The sequence below is a fragment of the Cellulomonas sp. JH27-2 genome (assembly GCF_014837175.1).
Classification (GTDB): Bacteria; Actinomycetota; Actinomycetes; order Actinomycetales; family Cellulomonadaceae; genus Cellulomonas.
Window position 1 is genome coordinate 853,188 of sequence record NZ_JACYFR010000001.1, and the last position, 24,212, is coordinate 877,399.

Genomic DNA, 24,212 nt, shown 5'->3' on the forward strand with positions numbered 1-24,212 from the left:
ACCTGACGGCGCGGTAGTGCCGGCCCGCCGTCCTACGTCCGACGACGCCGCACCGCGGCCGCCGACGCGCCCGCCGCGACCAGGAGCAGGGCGACCAGGCCCGCGGGCCACGCATCGAACCCGGTGGTCGCGATCGCTCCCGGCCCGGGCGTCGGGCCGGTGCTCGGCTGCTCGGTGGGTGCCGGGCTCGGCGTCGGCGACGGCGGCACGGGAACAGTCGCTCCGGCGTCGTCGGAGACGGGGTCGCACACCGGGCACGCCCCCGACGCGGTGGCCACGTTGTCCACCTCGGCCCCTGCGTCCGCCGTCAGCCGACCGGTGACCGTGAGGTCCGGTGCGTGCGTCCCCACCGCCACGGCCCCCGCGTACGTGCAGGTGATCAGGGTGGGGGTGCGCGTGCAGGTCCAGTCGTCGCCCGCGACGGACGCGAACCGCAGGCCCTCCGGCGCCGGGTCGGTCACGACGACCGGGAGCGTGGTGGCGTTCGGACCGGTGTTGGTGACCCTGATCCGGTAGGTCACGTCACGGCCGCCCTGGTCCGTGACGGACTTGTCGACGGCGAGCGCCGACAGCGGCGTCACGGCGGCCGTGTCGGTCGCGGAGTTGTTGTCGGGGTCGAGGTCCTCGGACGGCGTCGACACCGTGGCCGTGTTCACGACCGCCGGGTAGGCGCCCGCCCCGACCGTCACGTCGACGGCCACGCGGGCGGACGCGTCCACGCCCAGCGCCGGGACGGTGCAGGTGAGCGCGCGGCCGTCGGCGGTGCACGCGATGCCGTCGTCGGAGCGGGCCGCCACGTAGGTGGTGCCCGGCGGCAGGACATCGGTGACCGTCGCGGGCAACGAGTCCGGCGTCGGCCCGGCGTTGTGGACGACGAGATCCCACGTGGCGCCGCTGCCGACCACGAAGTCGTCGGGGTGCGTCTTGGTGATCGACAGGTCCACCTGCGCCGGCACCGGGACGCCGTCGCTCGCGTCGTTGTCGTCGAGCGCCGTCTCGTGCGTCGTCGTGGCCGCGTGCACCGTGTTGGTCACCGCGGGGAAGGCGGCCGGCTCGACGGTCACGACCAGCGCGACCGGGTCCGTCGTCGCCCCGGCAGCCAGCGGGTCGGCCAGCGAGCAGGTCACGACACCGTCGTCGACGGTGCAGTCCCAGCCGTCGCCCGTCGCGGAGACGAACGTGACGCCGTCGGGCAGCGGGTCGCGCAGCGTGACGCCCGCCGCGTCCGACGGGCCGGCGTTCGTGACGGCCATCGTCCACGTGAGCTCGTCGCCGACCCGGGCCGGGGCGTCGTGCGCCTTGGTCACGCTGAGGTCGGCCAGCCGCGCGACCGGGAAGGTGTCGTCGTCGGCGTTGTCGTCGGGCGTCGGGTCCGTGGTGGCGGACGACACCGTCGCCGTGTTGGTGATCGCGTCGCGCTGGTCGTCCGCATCGATGGAGACCGTGATCGACAGGCCCGGGGCGTGCGCGTCGGCCGCGAGCGCCGTGACGTCGCTGAGCACGCACGTCACGGTCTCGCCGTCGGCCGCGGGGGTGCAGGCCCACGGCCCGTCCGACGACACGTACGTGGTGCCGCTCGGCAGGGTGTCGACCACCGTGAACGGACCGAGCGCCACGGACGGTCCGGCGTTGTGGACGTCGATGTCGAACGTCGCGTCCTGCCCCGCGATCGCAGGCTCGTCGGCAGCGTCGTGGGTCTTGGCCAGCGACAGGTCGGCGTGCGCGACGACGTCGACGTCGGCCTCGTCGGCGTCGTCGTCGGGGTCGTCGCCCGGGGTCGACGTCGACACGCGCGCCGCGTTGGTCAGCGTGGTGCCGTCCGGCACCGCGCTGCCCACGCGCGCGGTGACGTCGATCGTGCTCGTCGTCGTACCGCTCTCCGTGGCCGCGAGCGTGTCCCGCGTGCACACCACCTGGGTGCCCGTCACGTCGCAGTCCCAGCCGTCGCCGCTCGCCGCGGTCGCGGTCAGGCCGGCGGGCAGGTCGTCGACGACGCGCACGCTGTCAGCGTCCGACGGGCCCTCGTTGCGGACCGTCAGCGTGAACGAGGTGCTCGTCCCGGCGACCACCGGATCGGTGTCGTCCGCGGTCTTCGTGAGCCTGACGTTCGCGCCGTCGACGATCGTCACCTCGTCCGTCGATCCGTTGTTGGTCGTGTCCGGGTCCGTCAGCGGGCCGTCGACCGTCGCGGTGTTGGTAATCGTCGAAGGGCCGGCGTCGGGGTGGACCTCGACGTGCAGAACGATGTCCGGGGCGTCGGCGCCCGAGTCGAGCGCCGCCGATCGGTCGCAGGTGACGAGCGTCCGGCCGTCGTCGCCGACGTCCGCGCTGCAGGTCCAGCCCGTGCCGGTCGCCGACAGGACGTCGACGGCAGCGGGCACCGAGTCCGTCACCGTGATGGTGCCCGGCGAGACCGACGGGCCCCCGTTGTGGACCGCGAGGGTCCAGTCGAACGTCGAGCCGGCAGTCACGTCGCCGTCGTGCGACTTCACGATCGACAGATCCGCCTCGGACGAGAACGCCGAGTTGTCGTCGTCCGTGTTGTTGGCCAGCACAGGATCCGGCGTCACGGAGCTCACGGTGGCCTCGTTGAGGAAGAAGCCCGCACCCAGGTCGTCGGTGACGTGCACCGTGATGGCCACCGTGGCCTGGTCGCCGGCGGCCAGGTCTCCCGCGAGCGTGCACGTCACGTCCGCATCGTCGGCGTCGCAGCCCCACGTGCCGTCGCGCGACTCGAAGTCCGTGAAGGACAGGCCGTCGGGCAGCTCGTCGGTGACCGCCACCGGGGCCGCGGCGTCCGACGGCCCGAAGTTGTCGACCGTGAAGACGTACGTGGCGTCGGCGCCGGCCACGAAGCGGCCCTCGTGCGACTTCTCCAGCCGCAGGTCCGCCGATGTCCCGACGGTGACCCGGTCGGTGCCGGTGTCGTTGCTGGTCACAGGGTCCGGCGTCGTCGCCTCGACCGTGGCGGAGTTCTCCAGCGTCCCCGTGGACGACGGGTCGACATCGACGGTCAGGGCGATCTGCGGTGCGACGTCGCCGGCCGCGAGCACCGCGTCACGCGTGCAGGTGACGAGCTGACCGTCGGCGGCGCAGTCCCAGCCGTCGCCGTCGGCCGACACGAACGTGGTGCCGGTCGCGAGCGTGTCGGTCACGGTGATGGTGGGCTGGGAGTCCGACGGGCCCTCGTTGCTGACGTCGAGGGTCCAGGTGAACGGGTCGCCCGCGGTCGCGGTGCCGGTGTGGGACTTGGTCATCGCCAGGTCCGCCGACGCGGTCACCGAGGCCGTGTCGGTCGTCGTGTCGTTGGCCGGGACCGGGTCGTAGGTGCGGCCCTGGACCGAGGCCGTGTTGGTGATCTCCGTCCCGGCCGCCGTGTCGGCGGGGACGGACGTCACGACGGTGACGACGGGGAACGAGGCGCCCTTCGCGAGCGCCGTCGTCGTGGTCCCGCGCGTGCAGGTGACGGCCGTCGGCTCGTCGGCGTCGTCGGGCACGCACGTCCAGCCGCTCCCCGACGCGGACACGAGGCCCACCCCGGCCAGCAGCGTGTCGGTCACGGTGAACGGCCCGACGGCGGGGTCGTCGCCGGCGTTCGTCGCGGTGAGCGTCCACGTGGCGCGACCGCCGGCGACCACCGGCGTCGCGTGCGTCTTGGTGATCGCGAGGTCCGCGGCGTCGATGTGCGCGACGGCCGTCGACGGCGGTCCGATGTACGAGCCGGACTTGTTGGCCGTCGCCGTGGTCGCGTCCTCGCCGTAGCCCTGCGCGGTGTTCACCTGGTCGACATCGCTGCCGACACCCGGTTCGTCGACGACCGCCTCCGTCGGCCTCGCCTGGTAGCGCAGGTTCCCGGCGACGCCGGGGTCCAACGAGCCCGTGCTCGTCCACGTCAGGGTCCGCCCGTCGACCTCCGGCTCGAGAGCGACCGGGTCGCCGGTGGCCAGGGTCACCAGCGACGAGCCAGGCACGTACTCCCACCCGACGGGCAGGGTGTCCGTCAGGCCGATCGCGTAGGCGCGGGCCGTGCCGTCGTTGGTGAGTCGGACGTTCCAGGTGAACGGTTCGCCGATGTAGGCCGGACCTGCGGTCAGCGCGGACTTCGTCGTGGTCAGGTGGGGGAACTGCGGGCGGACGTTCGCCGTGGTCGACGGCCCCGCGTAGGTGCGCCCCGCCCCGAACAGCGACCGGTACGAGGGCACGGAGGCGGTGTTGACCAGGGCCGCCGTCGTCAGCTGCGCCGACGGCGCCAGCTCCGCCGTGTAGGTCAGGTCCGTGAACCCGCCGGGTTGGATACCGTCGCCGTCGCGGTCCAGCGTCCACGTGATGGTCCCACCGCCGGTCAGCGGGTCCACGTCCGTCAGCACGCCGGGTTCGGAGATGGAGTCGGGGTGCACGACGACGCCCGCGGGGACCACGTCCCTGACCACGGTCGAATACGCGGTGCTGCGGTTGCTCCCGGCGGCGTTCATGACCCGGATGCGGTAGCGGAACGTGTCCGCGGGCGCCGGCGTGGAGCTCACGACCGACTTGGAGGCGCTCAGGCTCGGTTCGAGCACCCGGACCGCTGCCGATGCCTGGCCGCCGGTGACGGTCCAGGTCGCACCGGCGCTGGTGGGCGGCGTGCCGGGTGTCGTGTTCCAGTGCGAGGTCGCGGTGTTGGTCCACGTGGTCCCGGCGGTCGACGACGGGACGTCGCGCAGCACCGAGTCGAACGTCAGGGTGATCTGACGGGCGTCCACATCGCCCATGGAGTCGGAGAAGAGCGCGGCGTAGAGCGTCGAGCCGTCCGGCTGCGGCACCGGGGTCAGCTGGGAGACGCCGGTCGTGCAGTCGGTCGTCGGCGTGCTGAGGAACCGGCAGTCGACGTCGAGGATCTGCAGGTCGCCGAATCCCGCGGGCAGCTTGTCGACGATGGCGGGCGCGTAGAACGCGGTGTTGGCCGGGATCGTCATCGACACCCGCCACGTGACGCGTTGCCCGATCGTCGCAGCGCTCGGGGTCACGGTCTTGGTGACGGCCGCACCGACGATCTGCACGTCGGTCGTGGCCGTGGCGGTGTACGACCGGGCACCCCCGGCGGCCGTGCCTCCCTCGACCGACCAGCCGGTGACGCTCGCGCGGTTGGTGTACGTGGTCCCGCCCGGCGCCGAGGTGGGCGTCCGTGCCACGTAGGTCAGCGTCACAGGTGCCCCGGCCGCGACCGTACCGACCGACCAGGTGAGACGCGTCTCGCCTGGCGCGCAGGGTGCCACCGTCGGCTGGACCGTCCCGGCGCCCGGGTCCGTCACCACGAGGCCCGCAGGGACGCAGTCCTGGACCTGGGCGTCGTGCAGTGGGGGGCGGTTGGTCGCGGTGCCGTTGGCGTTCTGGTTGGCCACGCGGAGCATGTACGTGACCGACGTCCCGCCCGGGACGGGCGCGGTCTCCGAGGCCGACTTCGTCAGCACGACGTTCGGCTGGCGCAGCGTCACGCTCACGGAGTCGGTCGTCGGCGGGCGGGCGGAGCCACCCACCGACTCGAGGCTGACGAACTGCGCGGTGTTGGTGCGGACCTGGTTGTTGGCCGTCGCCGACAGCGCGGCCGTCGTGACGAGCGTCGTGACGGTCACGCGGAACACCTGGTCGGTGTCCGTGGAGTTCGAGTACGTGTACCCGGGGCCGTCGGTGCTCAGCCTCAGCGCACCTGTCGTCTCGTCCAGGCTCACACCGTCGGGGACGTCCGCCGTGGTGGCCGGATCGGTCGCGTCCGGGACGAAGTCGACCCGCGCGGTGCCCGGGACGAGCTGGATGCCGGTCGGCAGGGAGTCGGAGAGCACGCCGGAGTAGGCCGACGTGTGCCGCGGGATCTGCACCGCGTAGGTGTAGTCGATCGTCTCGCCCACGGTCGCCTGGCTCGCGGCGTTGTTGTTCTGCTCGTCGACCGACGTCGTCGCGGTCTTGGTGACCGTCGCGCTCGGCACCACCACCCACGAGGGGTCGCTCGCGGCCGGGGCGTCCTGCGACGCGGCCGGGAGCGACGTGTCCACGTTGCTCTTCGGGTAGAACGTGGCCGGGGTGCCTGCGTTCGTCACGGACTGGTAGCTGTGCACGTACGCGGTGTTCCGCAGGGTGGTGCCCAGGCTGCTCGGCGTCCGCACAGTGCTGGTGTAGAGGACGGACAGCGTGTCCCCGGGGTCGATGCCCTGGGTGGCGACGTCGTCCGCAGTGACGCTCGGGAACCTGACCCGCAGCAGGCTCAGCTGGCTGGAGCCGGCGAAGGTGGGGTGGTCGTCGTCACCGGGGTCGGTGCACGTCACCGTCGGGCCGGGCGAGACCACCGGCTCGGTGCGAACCGACGTCAGGTCGACGTCCGAGCAGTCCAGCTGGACGGGCAGCACGTCCCACACGTCGGCGCCGCCGATCGGGTAGTCCGTCTGGTTGGCGCTCGTCCCGAGGTTGGTCAAGTCCACCCGGAACGTGACGCGCGACCCCTCGTGGACGGCGATCCCGTCCTGGTCGCTGTTGGCGTCCGCGGGTCCGAAGGCGGGGTCGTCGACGGCCTGCACACCCTTGACGACCCCCATCGGCGCGACCGGCACCACGGTCAGCGCGAGCGAGTCCCGGAACGACTGCGTGGAGTTCGACGAGTTCGCGACGACCAGCTTCATGAGGTTGCTGCGTTGCACCGGTGAGGTCCCCGTGGGGGTCTGCGTGAGCTGGGCCTGCAGGACGGTCGCGAAGACGGCACCGGCCGGCACGTACCGGCCGCCGTTCTGGTTGGCGCCGATCGCGAACCGCACCGTGGTCGCGCCGGACGCGACCGTGAACGGGGCGTCGACCGCCTCGTCTGCCGGGCGCGCGCTGCCGGCGAGGAACGAGAACCCGGGCGGCAGGTAGTCGGTGACCTGCGGGTTGCGCGTCTGCTGCCGGGCCGGGAACCGGGCGACGAGCGCGAAGCAGATCCGGTCTCCGCGCCCCAGCACGGTCTCGGCGGCGGGGAGGTCGCCGGGCTCGCCGTAGTCCGCGATGCTCGTCGGGCACGTCCCCGAGCTCGCGGACCGCGGCGCGACCAGCTTGTCGATCGACAGCGCGCCCGTCGTCTGGGTCGCGCTGGAGGAGTCCGCCACGGCCTCGTCCCCGGCCTCGCCGGTGCCCGCGATCGGGGCGCTGGTACCGGCGGCCCTGACGACGTTGGTGAACGTGTCCCCGGCCGCCGTGGGGTTGCCGTTGCTGAGGTACGTCGGGAGCATCCGGCCCCGGTAGGTGATCGTCGTCGTGCCGCTCGGGTCCAGGGCGAGCGGGCTGAGTACCACGGTGAACGTGCCATCGTCGTTCTGCGTGACGTCGTCGAACGTCGCTCCCGTGGGCGCGGTCGCCGCCGAGCCCGCGCAGGCCGCGAGCGCCGCGTCGGAGTAGTTGGTCCCCGCGTCGCCCAGCGGGCACACGCCGTCCGGGATCGTGTCCGTCAGCACGACGTCCGACGCCGACGTGTACTCGCTGGTGTCGACCGTGACCGTGTAGGTGGCGACGCCGTCGACCGTGAACTCTACGGGCGAGACCGACTTGCGGATGCGCAGGTCCTCGAGGCTGACGGTCTCGGTGTCGCTGGATCCCGCGCGCGCCGAGGCCCCGGGAGCCAGCGGACCGGTGTAGGTGCCGTCGATCCGCGCGGTGTTGGTCGCGGACCGCTCGGTCAGCGTTTCGCGCGTCGACGGCCCCGTGTTGTTGTCGAGGTTCGCGATCTGGGCCGCTCCTGCCGGCACGGGTGCCGTCCAGGCGACGTTGGCGCGCAGCGGCACACCGGCGGCGTAGCGGATGGTGATGTCCGCGTTCGCGGGCAGGTCCCCGAGGTCCCACTCGACGCGCGTGTACGTGCCCGGCGCGTACGTGGTCGACCCCGTCGGCGGAGGGTTCACGACGGTCGAGACCGCGTCGGGCTGCCGACAGCCCGGTGGTGCCGGGGTGGCCGCCAGCGACGGCGCGCCGGGGTACTCCCGGGCCGCCGAGTTGTCGACGCCGCCGCAGCCCAGGAGCTCCAGGGCGGCAGGTAGGTAGTCGACGAGCGCGACGTCGTCGCTGCCGGCGAGGGTCGAGGTGGTCGCGTGCAGCGTGTACACCGTCGTGTGGTCGTGGACGCCGCGCAGCAGCTCGCCCTCGGGGCTGGGCTCCGACTTCGTCACGGCGACGCCCGCCATCGTGGTCGTCGTCGTGTTAGTCGTCGCCTGCTGCACCGCGGGGTCGGGCACGAGGACGCCGTCGTCGTCGAACGTCGGGACGGTGAACGGGTCGGTCGACGCGTACGCGGCGGCGGTGTCGGAGACGACCGAACCAACCGGATAGACCGCCGGGTCCGGGCGCACCGTGTAGTGGATGGCGAGGGTGCTCGACACCGACAGGTCGTTGACGTTCGACCACACGAGCGTCTGCGCGCCGGTGACCGCGTCGGTCGTGACGGTCGGCTCGCCCGCGCTCGCGGGGGTGGTCGGCCCCACGTACGTGAGACCCGGCGCCAGCTGGTCGCGGAACGACACGTTGAACTCGGCCGTCGCGTCGGGGTTGCTGGCAGGGTTGCGGACGGTCAGCGTGTAGTCGATGAGCGCACCCGCCAGCGATTCCCCGTCGGCGGTCTTGGTCGCCGTGATGCCCGGCGCCGCGACCGCCACGTCGAGCGGCCCGAGCGGCACCGCGAGGAGCGCGAGGACGGCCACCAGTGCGGCCGGCCACGCGCGGTGCCACGCGCACCTGCGACCGTACATTCTTCGCATTGTGCAACGCGCCGCCCACATCGGCGATCACAACGCGGCCACGGTCAGGTCAGGTCAGGTCAGGTCAGGTCGTCGAAATCACCCCGGGCCCACGCCGCGTGCCTGTCGGCGGACCGCAGGACGATCTCCCGCGCACCCGTCGGGATCACGCCCGTGAAGTTGTTGTACATCCGGTCGAAGGGGCGACGGGCGACGTGCTGCGCCACCCGCTGCGCGACCGCCCCCGACAGCGGCACATGGTTCGGGTAGCTCCGCATGAAGGCGGCCGACGTGCGGTCGGGGTTCGCGAAGATCGTGTCGCCGCTGAGCAGCACGCCGCGCCCCTCGGCCCCGGCGGCCCAGTGGACCACCGCGCTGCCGGGGAAGTGCCCGCCGGGCTGGGAGAGCACCACGCCGGGCAGCACCTCGACCTCGCCCGACCAGGTGTGGATCGCGTCGTCGGGCCGCGCCACCCACTCCCGGTCCGCCTCAGCGACCAGCACCGGGACGCCGCCGAGCGCGCGCGACCACTCCACCTGCACGCCGTACATGTGCGGGTGGCTGGGCACGACCGCGACCACGTCGCCCAGCGCCCGCACCGCGGCGACACCCGCGTCGTCGACGTAACCCGGCGGGTCCCACAGCAGCAGGCCCGCCGGGGTCCGCACGATCTTGCTCTCCTGCCCGATGCCCACGCCGGGAGCCGTGCGGAGCGCGAACAGGTCGGGCTCGAGCTCGCTCAGCTCCAGCCGGCTGCCCGCTGCGGCCAGCTCGGCCAGCGTGGTCCAGGCCTGACCGCTCGCGGGCACCCACTGCCGCTCGTCGGCGCAGATCGCGCACACGCCCTCGCGGCTCGCGTGCTCGGTCGCGCACGTCGCGCAGATCCACCAGTCGCTCATGACGGCCTGCTCGCCTTCCCGTCGAGCCACAGCACGTCCGACTCGTCGCGGTGCGAACCGGTGCTCCCGACGTGCTTGTCGCCGATGCCCGGCCCGTTCTTGATGACGTGCACCATGGCCATGCCGTGCCCGCGGCCCACCCCGTAGTCCTCGGCCAGCCACGCGAGGATGACGCCGGCCTTCACCGACGGGTCGTCGTACCCCCGCTCGTGGGCGAGGTCGACGAGCTGGCGCGGCGTGAGCCCGGTCTTGTCCTCGACGGCGTCGAGGTAGGCCTGGAACGACATGGGATCCCCTTCGGTGGGCGGCGACAGGACGACGCTAGTCCCGTCCGCCCGCACTGGTCATATCCGCTGCACCTCAGACCTTCAGCACCGGCACCTGCAGCTCGGTCACCCAGTCCGGTCCGGGCTCGTGCCCGTCCGCCACCAGGTAGACCTCGCGGGTCGGGCCGACCATCCGGTAACCGTCCGCGACGAGCCGCTCGAACAGCGCGTTCCACGACTCGCCGATGCCGCTCATGTCGCCGTGGTGGCGTGTGGTTGCGGCGAGCGGCACGGCCGGCAGGTCGACGACGTCGTAGCCCTCGCCGGGCACGGGCGTCGGCTCGGCCGGGTACGAGATGTGCACGGTGAGCGTGTCGTCGGGTCCGCCGTCGTACCAGAACACCGACGGCTCCAGCAGCGGGCGGGCGGCCGCCTGGAGCGCGGCGTCCAGCGACCCGATGAGCGGGCCGACCATGGGCCCGACGTGCTGCGGACCCATCCCGGGTGCGACGCCGCTGACGGCGTAGACGGTGAGGGGCTCGATCGAGCGGTAGGTGGCGTCCATGGTGGTGGTTCCTTCCAGAAGGTGGAGCATCCGCCTAATCCGGGCCAGCCGGGCGGTGTCGTCGGCCATCGCGGCCTCGATCACCCGGGCCTGGTCGAGCAGCGCGGCACGGGTCGCGGTCGCCTCGTCGTCGGCCGTGACCACCGCGGCCACCCGCTCCAACCCGATGCCGAGGCTGCGCAGCTCGACGACGCGCAGGAGCTGGTGCACCTGGGCCGGCGAGTACAGGCGGTAGCCCGAGTGCTCGTCGACCCGTTCCGGCACCAGCAGACCGATCGCGTCCCAGTGCCGCAGCATCCGGACGCTGACCCGCCCGAAGGCGGCGAACTCTCCGATGGTGTACATGGCGTGACCCACGCTCGACCCTGACACGATGTGAGGGTCAAGCGCCACGCTTCGCTACAGTTCGAAGGACCCGTCGACCCGTCCGAGAGGCACCGCATGGGCACCGTCACCGGCACGTTCCCGCTCCCGGTCGATCAGGCCGCGAGCGCGCTCACCGCGGCCGCCACGCAGGCCGGCTGGGTCGTGGACGTCCACGCACGGCACGCCGGTGTCCTGCGTCTGGTCAAGAGCGTCACCGCGTTCTCCTGGGGTTCGCAGATCACGGTCGGCTTCACGCCCCTGGGCCCGACGACGACGCAGACCGCCCTGACGAGCACCGAGACGTTGGCGATCACCGACTGGGGCCGCGGCAAGCGTGCCGCTCGGCGCCTGCTCACCGCCGCAGGCGCCGTTCCCGACTGACCAGAACGCCGGCACCGACCTGAACGACGGCACTCACCGGAACCGCAGCGCGCCCCGCCACGTTGTCCTAGGGCCCGCCGAGCATCTGGAGGTCCGCGATGGGAGTACCCGTCACCGCCGTCGACCCTGCACTTCCTACCGCCACCGCACCGACGTCCTCTGCGGCGACCGGCTTCGATCCGGCCGCCGACGCGCTCGCAGAGCTGGACCGGCAGATCAGGGCCTACGACGATCTGGGCGTGGCCGCGGTGCTCGGCCAGGACGAGGCGACCTTCCGCGCGTCGCTCGCCCCGTTGGCCTCGCTCGTCTCCGGCCTCGACCTGGCCGTCCGTGCCTCGTCGTCCGACGACGCCGTCGGCTTCGTCGTCGTGCTGCCGGCGCTCGATGTCAACGACGCCGCCCCCGCGATGCGGCGCGGGCCCCGGCCCGGCGTCAGTGTGATCGACCGCGACGAGGCAGCGACCTACCGCCCGCTCGTCGAGGTCCCGACGGGCCCGTACCTGCTCTGGGGCATCGACACGGGCTCCGAGTTCTGCGGTGCACGCCCCGAGGACGCGCTGCGGACCGTGACCGACCGGGGCCGGAGTCCGCTGACGATGGCCGAGGGTGTGGCACTGACGATCGTGCGCCCGGACATGCTGCGCCCCAACCGCTGCTACTCGCTCATGGGGTCGCGCACCGGCACCAACCAGCGGGTGCCGGCGGTGTGGATCAGCGAGCGGCGCGCCAAGCTGGGATGGTGCTGGGACCGCAACCCGCACACGTGGCTGGGGGCAGCGTCGGCCGCGGGCCGGATCTCACAGGAGATTCTCCCGGAAAACACTTACTGACCAGTTGGTAACGCGCTAGAGTGCTGGCGAATCGTTTCGATCACGTCGACCTCCCAGGGAACTCCTCATGAGCGCCGAGATGCCGTACCTCGACCCGCAGCTGCCCGTCGCCGAGCGGGTCGCCGACCTGTTGAGCCGCATGACGCTGCCCGAGAAGGTCGGCCAGATGCTGCAGCTCAACGCCAAGGACGACGTGCGTCCGATGGTCGAGGAGATGCACGTCGGCTCCATCCTGCACGCGTCGCCGGAGAAGCTGGCGCTCGCCGAGGAGCTCGTCGCGCGGACGCGTCTGCGCATCCCGCTGCTGGTGGCCGAGGACTGCATCCACGGCCACTCGTTCTTCGTCGGCTCGACGATCTTCCCCACCCAGCTCGGCATGGCCGCCACCTGGAGCGCGGACCTGCTCGAGAAGGTCGCGCGCGCGACGGCCGTCGAGGTCGCCGCGACCGGCATCCACTGGACCTTCTCCCCCGTCCTGTGCATCACGCGCGACCTGCGCTGGGGCCGCGTCAGCGAGACGTTCGGCGAGGACCCGTACCTGATCGGTGAGCTCGCCTCCGCGATGGTCCGCGGCTACCAGGGCGACGGGCTCGACGACCCGACCGCCATCCTGGCGACCGCCAAGCACTTCGCGGGCTACTCCGAGACACAGGGCGGGCGCGACGCGTCTGAGGCCGACATCAGCCGGCGCAAGCTGCGCTCCTGGTTCCTGCCGCCGTTCGAGCGCGTGGCCAAGGAGGGCTGCCGCACGTTCATGCTCGGCTACCAGTCCATGGACGGCGTGCCGATCACGGTCAACAGCTGGTTGCTGAACGACGTGCTGCGCGGCGAGTGGGGCTACACCGGCACGCTCATCACCGACTGGGACAACGTGGGCCGCATGGTGTGGGAGCAGCACATCGCCGCCGACTACACGGAGGCCGCCGCACGGGCCATCCGCGCCGGCAACGACATGGTCATGACGACGCCCGGCTTCTTCGCGGGTGCGCAGGCCGCGGTGGCGCAGGGTCTGGCCGACGAGGCGCAGATCGACGCCGCCGTCGCGCGCATCCTGACCCTGAAGTTCGAGCTGGGCCTGTTCGAGAACCCGCGCACGCCGTCGGCCGAGCTCATCGCGCAGCACGTCGGGTCCGACGAGCACGCCGAGCTCAACCTCGAGGTCGCGCGCCGCTCGCTCGTGCTCCTGACGAACGACGGCACGCTCCCGCTGCCCTCGGACGGCACCCGCACGGTCGCGGTCGTCGGCCCCAACGCCGACGACCAGCACGCGCAGCTGGGCGACTGGGCCGGCTCGTCGGGCCAGGCGGACTGGCTGCCCGACGGCCACCCGCGCGAGATGACGCAGACCGTCCTGGACGGCTTCCGCGACCACGTGCCCGCCGGCTGGACCGTGACGCACGCGCGCGGCGCCAACATCGTCGACCTCATCCCCGACCCCGAGGGCGACTTCTTCCCCGACGGCCAGCCGCGTCCGCCGATCGGCGTGCCGTGCGCGCCCGACGAGGCCATGATCGCCGAGGCCGTCGCAGCCGCGGAGGGCGCCGACTACGTCGTCGCGGTCGTCGGCGACTGCATCGAGCTCGTCGGCGAGGGACGCTCGACGGCCACGCTCGACCTCATCGGCGGGCAGGTCGCGCTGCTGGACGCGCTGGCCGCGACCGGCACGCCCATGGTAGTCGTCGTGATGTCCTCCAAGCCGCTCGTGCTGCCGCCCTCCGCGCACGACGCCGCCGCGATCATCCACGTCGCCAACCCCGGCATGCGGGGCGGACGGGCGATCGCCGAGCTGGTGCTCGGGCAGATCGAGCCGTCGGGCCGCCTGCCCATCTCCTACGCCGTGCACGTCGGCCAGCAGCCCACGTTCTACAACCAGCTCCCCGGCCAGCACGGGACGCGCTACGCGGACCTCACGCAGCGTCCCGCGTTCGCGTTCGGCGAGGGCCTGTCGTACACGACGGTCACGTACGACGACCTCGAGATCCTGACGGACACGGTCACGGCCGACGACGTCGTCGAGGCGCGCGTCACCGTGCGCAACACCGGATCGCGTCCCGCGCTCGAGACGGTGCAGGTCTACGTGCACGACGTCGTGTCGTCCGTGACCTGGGCCGAGAAGGAGCTCAAGACGTACGCGCACGTGCAGCTCGAGCCCGGCGAGGCGCAGGTCGTCGAGCTGAGCCTGCCTGCCGCCGACTGCACGCTCGTGGACGCCGACGGCGTGCGCCGCGTCGAGGCCGGTGCGTTCGAGCTGCTCGTCGGGCCGTCGTCGCGCGACGAGGCGCTGCTGCGCGCACCCTTCACGATCAAGGTCTGACGTCTTCATCGATTCAGACGAAACGGACGGCGGATTCGTTGTAGCCTGACGCTCCCCGCGATGCGGTCGCGGGTTCGCAGACGGGCAGACGAGGGAGGCCGCGGTGGGTTTCGCCGGAGACGTCACCACGCTCGAGGCGGTCGCTTCCGGGCTCGCGGAGATTCCCGACGAGGCCGCCGGCGATCGGCTCGCCCGCGACGACGCCGACCGCGAGCGCACCCTAGAGCACCTGCGCGAGCTTCTGGGGACGCCGCGCCCCGAGCGCTGACGAGCGCGGGGCGCGTCCCGGCCTCGGGCATGATCAGGGCGTGAGCACGTTCGACACGCACCTCGACTCCTGGGCCGCCTACCAAGCCACTGCCTGGGGTCGGATCCGCTACCGCGTCGTCGCGGAGACGCTCGAGCGGACGTGCCGCTCACTCGGTGACGGGCCGCTGCGCGTGCTCGACGTCGGCGGCGGCGACGGCGGCGACGCCGGACCGCTCGTCGCCGTCGGGCACGACGTGACGGTCGTCGACCCGTCGGCCGCGCTGCTGGCGCAGGCCGTGGCCGCCGGCGACGGTTCGCCGGGGAACCTGCGGGTCGTCGAAGCGACGCTCGACGAGCTGCCCACGATGGGGCTGGGCCGCTTCGACCTCGTCGTCTGCCACAACCTGCTGCAGTACCTGCCGGACACGGCTGCCGCCGTCGCGACGCTCGCCGACACCGTCCGTCCCAGCGGCGCGCTGTCCCTGATGTCCCCCAACCCACCGGCCGAGGTGCTGGCGGCCGCGATCCGTCGCAGCGACCTGGGTGCGGCGACCGACCTGCTCACGGCACCCGTGATCCGCAGCGAGACGTTCGAGCACGACATGCGCCGCATCGACGCGGACGAGGCGGCGGCCGCACTGGCCACCGCCTCGTTCACGGACGTCACGCGCTACGGGATCCGCTGCGTGACGGACTTCCTGGCCAGCGACGAGCGCAAGGCCGAGCCCGCCTTCTACGCGCAGCTCGAGTCGCTCGAGCTGGCGCTCTGCGACCGCGAGCCGTACGTCCGCACGGCCCGGTTCTGGCAGCTCGTCGCCCGCCGGCCCTGATCAGGCCGGCTCGATCAGGCCAGGGCGGCGGCCTTGAGCTGGTCGAACTCGGCCTGCGTGATGGCGCCGCTGTCGAGCAGCGACTTCGCCTCCGCGATGTCGTCGGCGGGCGAACGGTGCGCGACGTCGGCGATGTACTGGTCGGTTGCGGCCTTGTTCGCCTGCAGAGCGGCGATGTTCCGGTCGGCCATCGAGCTGCCGCGGGCGATGAGGTAGATCAGCGCGGTGAGGAACGGCACGAAGATGAGGAAGAAGATCCACACCGCCTTGGCCCAGCCGCCGAGCTTGGTGTCGCGGAACAGGTCGCCCACGATCTGGAACAGGATCACCAGGTAGAGGACGAAGAAGAAGATCTCGACAAGGATCCAGAAGGATTCCCAGAACGTCACGGTGCCACCTCGGTCGGTGTAGGAGCGATGGGGATGCTCGACGCTGAGCAGTCACACCGTATCGCCTGGGCCTAGAACGTCGTGGCCAACGTCACGGCGCGCGCGCACGCGTCGGGCGACAGGTCGATCATGCGTTCGCTGACCGGGTCACCGCCGCTCGTCCGCGGCTCGACGAACGGTGAACCGTCCGCCGTCGCGGCGCGCGCGGCCTTCAGGGACTCCCAGTCCGCGAGCCACGCCGCGACGGGGGCGTCGTCGTCGATCGCGTCCTGCCCGACCGCCTCGACCTGCGCCACGAGACCGTCGATCGCCTCGTTCCCCCCGGCGACGTCCCCCGGTGACGCCTCCAGCGACCGCGTGACCTCCTCGCACCCGGCCTCCGCCGCGTACCAGAGGTCGTCGTCGTCGATCCACGTGGGGTCGTCCCTGTTGCCGTAGGCCACGAGGGCGGCGATGCCCGCACCGAGCGCCAGGGCGGGGACCAGCACGCCGACGACGATGAGCGCGATGCCCCACCCGGGCAGGCCCCGGCGCGCCGGGGTGTCCGACGTCTGCGGGAGGCTCGGCGTCGCGCCCGGCACGGGCTGCAACCGGACCCCGTCGTACCAGTACCGACCGTCGGGTGAGTAGGCGGGGACCCATCGCGTGCCGTCCCACCAGAACCGGCCGTCGTCGCTGTGCACGCACGCATCATGCCTCGCCGCCGGCGTGACACACCTCACGCCGACGGGAATCCGGTCTTTCCGCCCAGCCGAGGGCACTCCCGTCACGCATGTGCGACGGGACCGCGCCGGTCGCCCTAGGCTCGCCCCGTGCGCCGCCTGTGGATCTCCCTGCTGACCGTCTGTCTCGCCCTCGTGACCGTGGGGGTGGGTGCGTCGACCGCGTCCGCGGCCTCCGCCGTGACGGTCTCGAAGATCGCCTCGAAGACCGCCCCGTACAAGGGGAAGGCGACCGTGAAGCCGGCCGTCTCGAAGGCCAAGGGCACCAAGGTCCTGTCCAAGAAGCTCACCGTGAAGCAGGGCTCGCGCACGGTCGCGAAGAACAAGACGTCGGTCAAGCTCGCCGCCGGCACGTACAAGGTCACGACGACCGTGAAGTACAAGACGTCTCGGGTGTCCGACGGGCGCACGGTCTGGTCGGCGACCAAGACGAAGAGCCGCACGCAGACCCTGGCGATCAAGCAGGGCAAGAAGCCCAACCGCGCCGAGCCCTACTCCAACGGTGAGTGCCCCAGCTGGGCACCCGTGAAGGGCAACGCCAACAGCGGGATCTACCACGTGCCCGGTGGGCGCTGGTACAAGGTCACCAAGGCGGAGGAGTGCTTCACCAGCGCCTCGACCGCCCGCGCCGCCGGCTACCGCGCCTCTCGCAACGGCTGACCCTAGAGGTCCGTCGCCAGCCGCACGGCCCGCGCGCACACCTCGGGTGCCGCGTCGATCATCCGGCCCGTGACCGCGTAGTCGTCGTCCGTGCGCGGCACGACGAACGGGGCCCCGTCGAGCGTCGCCGCGCGCGCAGCCTTGACGGCCGCCCAGTCGTCCAACCAGTCGGCCGTCGGCATGTCGTCGTCGATCGCGTCCTTGCCCACAGCCAGCACGTCGGCGGTCAGGCGGTCGATCGCGGCGTTGCCGGCCGCGACGTCGTCGGGCGACGCGGCGATGGTCTGAGCGACGTCCGAGCAGCCCGCCGCGGCGGCGTCCGTGACGTCCTCGCGGTCGATGAAGTCCGGCTCGTCCGCGGTGGCGTAGGCGACGAGCCCCGCGATGGAGACCCCGATGAACGCGACCGGCACGAGCGCGCCGACGACGATGAGCGCGACGACCCACCAGCGCATGCCGCGACGGCGGGGCTCGTCACGGAGCGCGGCCGCTGAGGGGTAGCGCGGCGGCCCGGCGGGCTGCCACCGCGCACCGTCGAACCAGGACGACCCGTCCGGCGACCAGGCGGGCACCCACTGTGTGCCGTCCCACCAGAACGGCCGTCGTCGCTGTGCATGGAGGCATCGTGCCCGGTCGGGACGGCGCCGTGGACTCGATCCGGCCACGATCAGGTGACGGTCGGGCACACCCACGTCGCGATGCTCACGCCGCGGGGTCGGTCCACCGCCCGTCCATCGCGACGCGTGCGGCGGCCTCGGCAACCAGCAGGCGGTCGACGTCCGCGTCGTCGCATGTCCGACGAGCGATCAGCGCGTGCAGACGGTCGATCGACAAGGCGATCCCGGCGTGGTCGTCGGGCGAGGACGCCCACGCCACCTCGCGCAGGAGCTCGAGCAGGCGCGTCAGCACGTCCGGGTCCGCCGCGCCGTAGCGGCGCGGGCCGGAGACGGCGAGCTCGATCAGGTCGGCCAGGTCCGGGCGCACCAGGATGACGCGCCCGCGATCGTCCTCGATCAGCACCGGTCCCGGTTGGTGTCGCGCGGCTCTGCTGAGCAGCGTCGACGCGTGACCGAGCGCGTGCACCGCCGTCGTCGGGTCGTTGATGCCGGGCGAGAGCGCCTTCGTCGCGACGTCGGTGAGCTGACGCAGCCCGAACGCGATGTCCTGGACCGACGTGCGCTCCGTGCCGGTCAGGACGGAGCGAGCGACGCACTCGCGCACCCGTTCGGCGCCGACGAGCGACAGCTGTCCGCCCCCGCGCGACCACGCGCGACCGATCGGCACGCCCTCCACGAGCCAGCTGCCCGGCTCGCTGTCGATCCTGATCGTCGCGCCCGCGTCACCCGCGGCGGCCAGCAGGTCGGCGTCGTCCACCGAGACCAGGAACCCCGAGGCGGGTGCGAGCAGCAGGACGGAGTCGTCCGGCGCCGCGGGCAGGTCGCGGCGACGGATGCGGCGCCCCAGCGACTGCTCGGCGTCGCGGGCGAAGGAGGCGTCGAGCGCGTCCGCCGCGTCACGCTGGACGCGCAGCAGCATGGTCTCCACGCGGATCTCGCTGGCCAGGTGCGCCAGGAAGAGCACCAGGACGACCACCGAGACGATAGCGAGCACGAACGTGGTGGTCACGGACAGGCGCGGGACGAACTCGCCCGCGCCCTCGTCGGCCGACCGAACCGTCCGCAGGACGGTCAGCGCGTACGCGAAGGTGCCGAGGAACACTCCGAGCGTCCAGTGCACGAACCTGTCGCGCGTGAAGGTGCGCAGCAGGCGGGGCGAGAACTGGCTGCTGGCGAGCTGGAGCGTGACGACGGTCAGGGAGAAGGTCAGCGACGTCACGGTGATGAGCGAGCTCGCGACGGCGTCGAGGACGGTACGCGCCGCGTCGGGACCGCCGCCGAACAGCAGCGTGGTCACCCACGTCGGCATGCTCTCGTCGAACGCGCGGTCCACACGGGGCATGAGCACACCGAGGGCCAGCGCGACCGCGATGCACGCCACCGGGACCGGCCACAGCGAGGAGCGCGCCCTGTCCGCAACGGCACCCCAACGGTTCCGGACGCCGGACACCGTGCTCACGCGACGCCGCCCGTCCGGCTCGGACCAGCGCCCGCCAGCCGCTGCGCCGACTCCAGCAGCATGGCGTGCACGAACCCCTGCGGCAGGTTGCCGCGCAGCTGCCGCTCGTCCACGTCGTACTCCTCGGCCAAGATGCCAGGGCTCCCGGCGACGCCGACCGACCTCTCGAACCAGCGGAAGGCGGCCACGTCGTCGCGCTGCTGGAGGTGGGCCAGCGCCATCATGAAGCCGCACAGCACGAACGCACCTTCGGCGGAGCCGAGCGGACGCTCGTCGGGTCGGAACCGGTAGACGAAGCCCGCCCGCGCCAGCTCGCGGGTGACCTGGGCCAGGGTGGCGACCGTGCGCGGGTCGTCAGCGGCCAGCGCGCCGCGCACGGGCGGAAGCACCAGGCTCGCGTCGGTGCCGTCGTGGTCGGGACTGCGGCGCCACCATCCGGCTGGGTCCAGGCAGCGGCGGTCGGTCTCGGACAGGATCGCGTCAGCGAGGTCGTCCGCCCGACGATGCGTGCCCGCGACCGCCCGCAGGCCGGCGACGGCCGACAGGCGCGACTGGGTCCACCACGCGTCGCCGAGCTCCCAGATGCCGGCGTCGGGCTGGGTCCAGCGCTGCCCGACGACGTCGATGGCCACGTCCACCGCGCGGTGCCCGTCGGCGTCGAGCCGGTCGAGGCGGTGCGCGGCGGCGAACAGCTGCAGCACCTCCCCCAGCGCGTCGAGCTGGAACTGGTCGCGGACCCAGTTGCCCACCACGTCGCGCCCGCCCGGGTACCCGGGCAGGCCCAGCGTGGACTCGTGCGGGATCGCCGACCCGTCCACGCAGTAGCCGGGCGACAGATCCGGCCCGTGCTCGAGCACGCGCGCCACCGTGAACGCCACCGCGTCGTCGAGCAACGGGTGGGGCTCGTCGACCCCGGCGGCGAGCCCGGCATAGGCCTGGTCGCGCAGCCACACGTAGCGGTAGTCGTAGTTGCGCTTGGCCCGGATGCGCTCTGGGAGGCCGAGCGTCGCAGCCGCGACCATTCCGCCGCCCGGTGCGGTCAGCCCGCGCAGCACCGCGTACGCGTGCCGGGCCTCGCGCGGCGCCGCGCTGCGCTCGAAGGTCGGGACCGCGTCCGCCCACGTCGCACGCGTACGGTCCCACAGCTCGTCGGCGTCAGCCGGCGCGGGCAGCTCGCGGTCCGAGATCTCCAGGACCAGATCGTGCGTCTCCCCCGCCGGGACGACGAGGTGCGCGACCAGCCGTCCCGCGTCGTCGACCGACGCCCGCTGGCCGCCGCGCCACCGCATCCGCAGGTCACCCGTGCGAGCGGTCCAGAGGCCGCCGTCGCCCCGCGCGACGTCCCGCATCGGGTGCTCACCGAAGCCCGCACGCAGGTCGAGCACCACGCGCACCGACGCGTCCCGGTCTCCCGCCCGGATGCGGCGCAGGAGCACCACGCGGTGGTCGTCACCGGGGTAGGCCATCGCCTCGAGGCAGTCGATGGACGTGGTAGCCGTCGTCCAACCGCTGCGCCAGACCAGGGTGCCCGGCTCGTACGACCCGCCCCACACGAACGGCTCGGTGGGTGTCACCGCGTAGACGCCCGCACCGCCCACCATCGCGGAGATCACGCCCGGGCTGTCCCACCGCGGCGCGCACAGCCAGGCGACGTCGCCGCGCGGCCCGACCAGCGCGCCACGCCGCCCGTCCGCGAGGACCGCGTACTCGCGCAGCACGTGCGGCGGGAACTCCGCCCAGGGCGGCACGTCGTCGGTCATCCGGCCGCCCGGGCGGCACGCACGGTCACGACCCCGCTCCCGACCGCGACGGCGGCGCTCAGCAGGGCGGCGCGGCGGTAGGTGGGCGCGACGGCCGCGAGCGCGACCATCGACGCCGCGTGGATCGCGTCCACGACCGCGACGGCCGGCGAGAGTCGCTCGGGCATCAGGGCGAGGGCAGTGCCCTGCGCGAGGTGGCGGGCGCCGAGCAGCCGCACGGCGCCGCGGATGTGCGGGAGATCGGGGTCCACGCCGATCGCCTCGAGCACCGCGGCGGGCGCGACGAGCAGCGTCAGCCCGCCGGCCGCGCCGACGGCGGCGAACGCGCGCTCGGCCGGTGCCCTCACGCGGCACGGCTCCGGGCGACGAGGGCGCCGAGAGCCCCAGCGACGAGCGCTGCCGCGACCGCACCCAGCACGCCGTGGTGGTGCGAGGCCCACAGCTGCGGTGCGCTGGCCTTGGCCCGGTCGTCGAAGATGCCGTGCATGCCGAAGTCGCGGCCGTCGGCGCCGTCGGCCGGGGCCCACAGGTTCTCGGGGGCATCCTTCGGGCGGTCGTCGGACGTCTGCTGGGAGTCGAAGCCGGTCCGGGCGAGGTACCGGTCGAGTACCCCGGGCGCGACGGCGTTGGCCGCGAGCGTGCCGACGGTGCTGGCGCCCACCCAGTACTCGCGCCGGCCGGGGTGGTCTGCGGCGTACAGGACCCCGCGCGCCGCGACCTCGGGCTGGTAGATGGGCGGCACGGGCTGGGCCTGCTTGGGCTGCCGCGACAGCACCCAGGAGAACTGCGGGGTGTTGACCGCGGGCATCTGCACCATGGTCGTGCGGATGCCGCTGCCGTCGTGGAGGAGCTCCGTGCGCAGCGACTCGTGGAAGCCCTGGATCGCGTGCTTGGACGCGCAGTAGGCGCTCTGCAGCGGGATGCCGCGGTACGCGAGGGCGGAGCCGACCTGCACGATCGTCCCGGCGTCGCGGGGGCGCATGACCCGCAGGGCGGACAGCGTCCCGTGCACGTAACCGAGGTAGCTGACCTCGGTGACGCGCCGGTACTCGGCGGCGGAGATCTGGTGCACGGGCGCGAACACCGACGTGAACGCGACGTTGACCCATGTGGTGATCGGCCCGAGCTCGTCCTCGACCCGGTCGGTCGCCGCGTCGACGGCCTCCGCGTCCGCGACGTCGAGCGGGATCACGAGCGCCGTGCCGCCGGCCGCGCGGACCTCGTCGGCCGCACCGGCCAGCCCCTCCTCGCCGCGGGCGATCAGCGCGACCCTCGCCCCGCGAGCACCGAAGGCGACGGCGGTCGCCCGGCCGATCCCACCGGAGGCACCGGTGACGACGACGACCTCAGGTTCGGCGGTGGGTCGGTGAGCGTAGCGCGGGATCAACGTCATCGCCCCAGTCAGCCCGCGTCGCGGCCGTGCCGCAAACGGAGCGGGAAACTCACAGGCACGAGGCCTACGGCAGCAGGTGGCACTCCGCCTCGCTTCCCTCGTGCTCCGGTCGGCGAAGCGGACGTTGGACTGCACGCGGCGCTCGTCGGCCGCAGGGCACGGCGAGTCGTTCACCGCGTGATCCACACCGGTGGCGGATCGCGTGGTGGTCGGTAGCGTCGCAGCGATGAACCTGCTCCAGCGCTTCCGCAGTACCCCTCGTCGTCTGGCCGTCGCGTCCGCCGCCACCGCGGCCGCCGCCGTGGCCGGGTCGCTCGCCACGGACGTCGACAGCCGCTGGTACCGGCGCCGCGACCTGCCCGCGTGGCAGCCGCCAGGCGTCGCGTTCCCGATCGTGTGGACCGCGCTGTACGCCGACATCGCGGCCACGTCCGCGGCGACGACGACCTCTCTCGATGACCAGGGGCGGTTCGAAGAGGCGCGCAGCTACTGGGCCGCGCTCGGCGTGAACCTGGCCCTCAACGCCGGCTGGTGCGCGCTGTTCTTCCGCGCGCGGCGCCCGTCGCTGGCGACCGCCGGCGCGCTCGCGCTGGCCGTCAGCTCGGCTGACCTGGCCCGACGAGCGGCGGCCGTCGATCCCGCGCACGGCGCAGCCCTCGCCCCCTATGCCGCGTGGTGCACGTTCGCGACGGCGTTGTCCGCCGAGATCTGGCGCCGCAACGGCGACGGCTGAGCCGCGGACCACCGACCGCCTGCCCGGCCGAACCAGCGATCCTTGTGGCTATCGGTCCCGACAGCGCCAGGAATCGCAGGATCGGCGAAGACCGTCTGCTAGGGCAGCAGGTGGCCGGCCGCGCGGAACAACTCGTACCACTCCGGGCGGGTCAGCGGGAGGTCGGAGCCCTGTGCGGCGCCGGTCACCCGCTCCGGCGTCGTCGTGCCCAGCACCACCTGCATATTGGCGGGGTGACGCGTGATCCACGCCGTCGCGATCGCGATCGGCGGCACGTCGTACTGCGCCGCCAGGCGGTCGATCACGGCGTTGAGCTCCGGGTAGTCGGGGTTGTCCAGGAAGACGCCGTCGAAGAACTTGGCCTGGAACGGCGACCACGCCTGGATGGTGATGTCGTGCAGCCGGCAGTAGTCGACGATGCCGCCGTCGCGCTGGATCGACTGGTCCTCGCCGGCCATGTTGGCGGCGACGCCCTGCGCGACGATCGACGCGTGCGTGATGGACAGCTGCAGCTGGTTGGCGACGATCGGCTGGCGGACGAACTTGCGCAGGAGCTCGATCTGCCCGGGCGTCTGGTTGGAGACGCCGAACGAGCGGACCTTGCCGGCCTGCTCGAGCTCGTCGAACGCCCGCGCGACCTCCTCCGGCTCCACGAGGGCGTCGGGGCGGTGCAGCAGCAGGATGTCGATGTAGTCGGTGGCCAGCGCCTCCAGGGATCCGTTCACCGACTCGATGATGTGCTCGTAGGAGAAGTCGAACGTGCCCTGCGCGGGGACGATCCCGCACTTGGTCTGGATGGTGACCGCGTCGCGCTCCGACGACGACAGTGCCATCGCCTCCGCGAACCGGCGCTCGCACCTGTGCAGCTCCCCGCCGTAGATGTCGGCGTGGTCGACGAAGTCGATGCCGGCGTCGCGCGCGGCGTGCACCAGCTCGCGGATCTCGTCGTCGGACTTGTCCGCGATCCGCATCAGGCCGAGCACCACGTTGGGCGCGACGATGTCCGTACCGGGCAGGGCGAAGGTCTTCACGGCTCGACCCTAGGCGCGCGAC

The 24,212-nt window shown here is 72.7% G+C and carries 19 protein-coding genes; 7 read left to right on the plus strand and 12 right to left on the minus strand.

Annotated features, from left to right (window positions below; genetic code table 11):
• Positions 1–32 precede the first annotated feature (32 nt).
• The 4 genes from IC607_RS04140 to IC607_RS04155 all read right to left on the minus strand — a co-directional run bounded on the left by IC607_RS04140 (position 33) and on the right by IC607_RS04155 (position 10,801).
• Positions 33–8,738: a DUF11 domain-containing protein gene (locus IC607_RS04140; protein WP_191785698.1), complete on the minus strand. Its 8,706-nt coding sequence runs from the start codon at positions 8,736–8,738 to the stop codon at positions 33–35.
• Positions 8,739–8,806: 68 nt separating this feature from the next.
• Complete coding sequence (locus IC607_RS04145) at positions 8,807–9,625, minus strand: hydrolase (protein ID WP_191785699.1); 819 nt, start codon at positions 9,623–9,625, stop codon at positions 8,807–8,809.
• Positions 9,622–9,912, minus strand: coding sequence for a DUF4287 domain-containing protein (locus IC607_RS04150; RefSeq protein ID WP_191785700.1), 291 nt, complete (start codon positions 9,910–9,912; stop codon positions 9,622–9,624). The genes IC607_RS04145 and IC607_RS04150 overlap by 4 nt, the downstream gene beginning before the upstream one ends.
• Positions 9,913–9,985: 73 nt before the next feature.
• The gene (locus tag IC607_RS04155) at positions 9,986–10,801 is read right to left on the minus strand and encodes a MerR family transcriptional regulator (RefSeq protein ID WP_191785701.1); all 816 of its coding nucleotides are present in this window, start codon (positions 10,799–10,801) and stop codon (positions 9,986–9,988) included.
• A gap of 96 nt (positions 10,802–10,897) precedes the next feature.
• Here IC607_RS04155 and IC607_RS04160 point away from each other — a divergent pair, with 96 nt between their 5' ends.
• From IC607_RS04160 to IC607_RS04180, 5 genes are all read left to right on the plus strand, one after another.
• The gene (locus tag IC607_RS04160) at positions 10,898–11,203 is read left to right on the plus strand and encodes a hypothetical protein (RefSeq protein WP_191785702.1); all 306 of its coding nucleotides are present in this window, start codon (positions 10,898–10,900) and stop codon (positions 11,201–11,203) included.
• Between the two features lie 98 nt (positions 11,204–11,301).
• Positions 11,302–12,033, plus strand: coding sequence for a DUF5701 family protein (locus IC607_RS04165; RefSeq protein WP_225224315.1), 732 nt, complete (start codon positions 11,302–11,304; stop codon positions 12,031–12,033).
• Between the two features lie 67 nt (positions 12,034–12,100).
• On the plus strand, positions 12,101–14,347 hold the full coding sequence (locus tag IC607_RS04170; RefSeq protein WP_191785703.1) for a glycoside hydrolase family 3 N-terminal domain-containing protein: 2,247 nt from the start codon (positions 12,101–12,103) through the stop codon (positions 14,345–14,347).
• Positions 14,348–14,450: 103 nt separating this feature from the next.
• Positions 14,451–14,615, plus strand: coding sequence for a hypothetical protein (locus IC607_RS04175; protein WP_191785704.1), 165 nt, complete (start codon positions 14,451–14,453; stop codon positions 14,613–14,615).
• Between the two features lie 40 nt (positions 14,616–14,655).
• Positions 14,656–15,426, plus strand: coding sequence for a methyltransferase domain-containing protein (locus tag IC607_RS04180; RefSeq protein ID WP_191785705.1), 771 nt, complete (start codon positions 14,656–14,658; stop codon positions 15,424–15,426).
• A gap of 14 nt (positions 15,427–15,440) precedes the next feature.
• Here the strand turns inward: IC607_RS04180 and IC607_RS04185 are convergent, their stop codons facing one another.
• Together IC607_RS04185 and IC607_RS04190 are read right to left on the minus strand one after the other, a co-directional pair.
• Positions 15,441–15,815: an SHOCT domain-containing protein gene (locus tag IC607_RS04185; RefSeq protein WP_191785706.1), complete on the minus strand. Its 375-nt coding sequence runs from the start codon at positions 15,813–15,815 to the stop codon at positions 15,441–15,443.
• A gap of 71 nt (positions 15,816–15,886) precedes the next feature.
• Positions 15,887–16,498 (minus strand): hypothetical protein, encoded by a 612-nt coding sequence (locus tag IC607_RS04190; protein ID WP_191785707.1) that lies wholly within the window; start codon positions 16,496–16,498, stop codon positions 15,887–15,889.
• A 129-nt stretch (positions 16,499–16,627) separates the two neighbouring features.
• On the opposite strand from IC607_RS04190, the gene IC607_RS04195 reads away from it, so the two are divergent.
• Positions 16,628–17,197, plus strand: coding sequence for a hypothetical protein (locus IC607_RS04195; RefSeq protein ID WP_191785708.1), 570 nt, complete (start codon positions 16,628–16,630; stop codon positions 17,195–17,197).
• A 2-nt stretch (positions 17,198–17,199) separates the two neighbouring features.
• Here IC607_RS04195 and IC607_RS04200 read toward each other — a convergent pair whose 3' ends face one another.
• The 5 genes from IC607_RS04200 to IC607_RS04220 form a co-directional block, all read right to left on the minus strand.
• Entirely contained in the window at positions 17,200–17,769 is a 570-nt protein-coding gene (locus IC607_RS04200) for a hypothetical protein (RefSeq protein WP_191785709.1), read from the minus strand.
• 130 nt (positions 17,770–17,899) lie between these two features.
• Entirely contained in the window at positions 17,900–19,273 is a 1,374-nt protein-coding gene (locus IC607_RS04205; RefSeq protein WP_370525993.1) for a DUF2254 domain-containing protein, read from the minus strand.
• Complete coding sequence (locus IC607_RS04210; protein WP_191785710.1) at positions 19,270–21,033, minus strand: glycoside hydrolase family 15 protein; 1,764 nt, start codon at positions 21,031–21,033, stop codon at positions 19,270–19,272. The genes IC607_RS04205 and IC607_RS04210 overlap by 4 nt, the downstream gene beginning before the upstream one ends.
• A complete protein-coding gene (locus IC607_RS04215; protein ID WP_191785711.1) occupies positions 21,030–21,380 on the minus strand; it encodes a hypothetical protein in 351 nt (116 codons plus the stop codon). Before IC607_RS04215 ends, IC607_RS04210 begins: the two co-directional genes overlap by 4 nt.
• The gene (locus IC607_RS04220) at positions 21,377–22,426 is read right to left on the minus strand and encodes an SDR family oxidoreductase (protein WP_191785712.1); all 1,050 of its coding nucleotides are present in this window, start codon (positions 22,424–22,426) and stop codon (positions 21,377–21,379) included. Before IC607_RS04220 ends, IC607_RS04215 begins: the two co-directional genes overlap by 4 nt.
• A gap of 226 nt (positions 22,427–22,652) precedes the next feature.
• On the opposite strand from IC607_RS04220, the gene IC607_RS04225 reads away from it, so the two are divergent.
• The gene (locus IC607_RS04225) at positions 22,653–23,159 is read left to right on the plus strand and encodes a TspO/MBR family protein (protein WP_191785713.1); all 507 of its coding nucleotides are present in this window, start codon (positions 22,653–22,655) and stop codon (positions 23,157–23,159) included.
• A gap of 98 nt (positions 23,160–23,257) precedes the next feature.
• On the opposite strand, the gene IC607_RS04230 is transcribed toward IC607_RS04225, so the two are convergent.
• The gene (locus IC607_RS04230; RefSeq protein WP_191785714.1) at positions 23,258–24,190 is read right to left on the minus strand and encodes an aldo/keto reductase; all 933 of its coding nucleotides are present in this window, start codon (positions 24,188–24,190) and stop codon (positions 23,258–23,260) included.
• Positions 24,191–24,212: the final 22 nt, after the last annotated feature.

What these genes read in the sequence shown, in the direction of transcription:
- IC607_RS04150 (WP_191785700.1), bottom strand. Translation starts at nt 9,912, where the DNA reads ATGTCGTTCCAGGCCTACCTCGACGCCGTCGAGGACAAGACCGGGCTC.
- IC607_RS04220 (WP_191785712.1), bottom strand. Translation starts at nt 22,426, where the DNA reads ATGACGTTGATCCCGCGCTACGCTCACCGACCCACCGCCGAACCTGAG.
- IC607_RS04225 (WP_191785713.1), top strand. Translation starts at nt 22,653, where the DNA reads ATGAACCTGCTCCAGCGCTTCCGCAGTACCCCTCGTCGTCTGGCCGTC.
- IC607_RS04165 (WP_225224315.1), top strand. Translation starts at nt 11,302, where the DNA reads ATGGGAGTACCCGTCACCGCCGTCGACCCTGCACTTCCTACCGCCACC.
- IC607_RS04145 (WP_191785699.1), bottom strand. Translation starts at nt 9,625, where the DNA reads ATGAGCGACTGGTGGATCTGCGCGACGTGCGCGACCGAGCACGCGAGC.
- IC607_RS04210 (WP_191785710.1), bottom strand. Translation starts at nt 21,033, where the DNA reads ATGACCGACGACGTGCCGCCCTGGGCGGAGTTCCCGCCGCACGTGCTG.
- IC607_RS04160 (WP_191785702.1), top strand. Translation starts at nt 10,898, where the DNA reads ATGGGCACCGTCACCGGCACGTTCCCGCTCCCGGTCGATCAGGCCGCG.
- IC607_RS04140 (WP_191785698.1), bottom strand. Translation starts at nt 8,738, where the DNA reads ATGTACGGTCGCAGGTGCGCGTGGCACCGCGCGTGGCCGGCCGCACTG.
- IC607_RS04155 (WP_191785701.1), bottom strand. Translation starts at nt 10,801, where the DNA reads ATGTACACCATCGGAGAGTTCGCCGCCTTCGGGCGGGTCAGCGTCCGG.
- IC607_RS04170 (WP_191785703.1), top strand. Translation starts at nt 12,101, where the DNA reads ATGAGCGCCGAGATGCCGTACCTCGACCCGCAGCTGCCCGTCGCCGAG.